This window comes from Mesorhizobium sp. M0772, assembly GCF_040320135.1.
Classification (GTDB): Bacteria; Pseudomonadota; Alphaproteobacteria; order Rhizobiales; family Rhizobiaceae; genus Mesorhizobium.
The window spans coordinates 1-1,496 of the sequence record NZ_JAMYPB010000112.1 but is presented as its reverse complement, the minus strand read 5'-3'; the positions used below and the strand labels follow the sequence as shown (position 1 = coordinate 1,496).

The window sequence follows — 1,496 nt, the reverse complement described above, 5'->3', positions numbered from 1 at the left end:
GATCCCCGAAGCCGCCTGGCAACGCTGCTACGTGCACTTCCTCAGGAACGCGCTCGATCATCTGCCGAGGAAGCACGGCGACGACTGCCTGCAGGGATTGCGCTGGCTCTACGACCGGCGCGATCTCGCAGAGGCCAAGGCCGATCTCGCCGCGTGGCTGTCCAAATGGTCGGGCCGCTATCCACGACTGACGACGTGGGTGGAGGAGACCATCGAATACACGCTGACCTTCTTTTGCCTGCCGCGTCAGCACCACAAGCACCTGAAGTCCACCAATATGCTGGAACGGCTCAACGAGGAAATCCGCCGGCGCACCTATGTCGTGCGCATCTTCCCCAATACCGAAAGCTGCCTACGCCTCGTCAGGGCAGGGCGCGTTGCTTGCCGAACTTTTGCTGTCGAAGGGCTACATGGTGCATGGCCTGAAGCGGCGGGCCTCGCTAATCGGCAATACCCAGCGTGTCGACCACCTCTATCAAGGCCCGCATGAGGACCATCCCGATATGGTCCTGCATTAAGCGCGCGAATCTGCTGGGCTCGCGGCTTTCCAAGTTCTGATCGGCTGAAGATCCACGGTCCATCCGGTAGAGGATGAATGCCTTCGATCTCGCCTGCTTCGACGGCGTGTCTGAGGGTCTTCGGTGCAACGCCGAGGAGGCGCGCCGCCTTGTTCAGGTTGAGCCATGGCTCGGGCCGGAAGACCGGGATCTTGTGATGCGATCTGTGTGCGGTGACCCGCTCCCGTGTCCAGCGATTGCCATGCCCGATCACCAAAGCAGCAGCCGATCATTGCCCTGACGCGGCGCATAGACTGTCTCCTGGTCGATTAGGACGGTATCGACGACACGACACATCTCGATAAGCTGCTGCCAGTCGCGGCTGTTGCGGGCAAACCGCGACACCTCCCGTGCCGCAACAGCCCCGACCTTGCCGAGACAGACCTCGGCGACCATCCGATCGAAGCCGGCGCGTACCACGCCGCCGGCGGCGAAACGGCCGAAATCGTCATCGATCGTCTCTACCCGAGACCAGCCAAGGACCGTCAGTCGGTCGCGCATCGCATATTGAAGCATGCTGCTCTCACGATTGTGCAGGATCTGATGGGCTGACGACTGCCGCACACACAGGATCGCTTTGCGCTCCAGATGATGCGGCCCAATCTTCTCATGCATCATGATCCGCGCCCTCCCGTTTTGCGGCACGCTCGCCGTCGACGTGTCCGAGCATCAGGCTGACCATCAGCTTCGTCACTGATCCGCGCGCCTCGGCCGGCAGCGCCTGCCATTGCGGCGTCCGTGTCGGCGTCGTTCGGCTTCGAGAACAGATCGAAGTGGTATGTCGTGGGCTGGCGCGGCATGGACATCTCCCCGATACAGTGATTCCGAAACGAAACCGGACGCCTATTCCGATAGATACCGGACGCGATTCCGAGGCGAAGCCGGACGGCTTAGAGCGCCTCAGGGTCATTTTTGATATTTGTCGACGAAGTCGTTTCC

Annotated in this window: 1 protein-coding gene and 2 pseudogenes; 2 read left to right on the top strand and 1 reads right to left on the bottom strand. The window is 61.4% G+C overall.

Annotation, left to right across the window (positions count from 1 at the left end; all coding sequences use genetic code 11):
• Positions 1-430: pseudogene (locus NKI06_RS30770) on the top strand (transposase); the annotation flags it as partial.
• Positions 378-515, top strand: a pseudogene (locus NKI06_RS30765) (GDP-mannose 4,6-dehydratase); the annotation flags it as partial. The pseudogenes NKI06_RS30770 and NKI06_RS30765, both read left to right, overlap by 53 nt.
• A 252-nt stretch (positions 516-767) precedes the next feature.
• Here NKI06_RS30765 and NKI06_RS30760 read toward each other — a convergent pair.
• Positions 768-1,175 (bottom strand): recombinase family protein, encoded by a 408-nt coding sequence (locus NKI06_RS30760; RefSeq protein WP_352561688.1) that lies wholly within the window; start codon positions 1,173-1,175, stop codon positions 768-770.
• Between the last annotated feature and the right edge of the window lie 321 nt (positions 1,176-1,496).

Excerpts from the sequence above, each read along its gene's own strand:
- NKI06_RS30760 (WP_352561688.1), bottom strand. The coding sequence starts at position 1,175 with ATGATGCATGAGAAGATTGGGCCGCATCATCTGGAGCGCAAAGCGATC.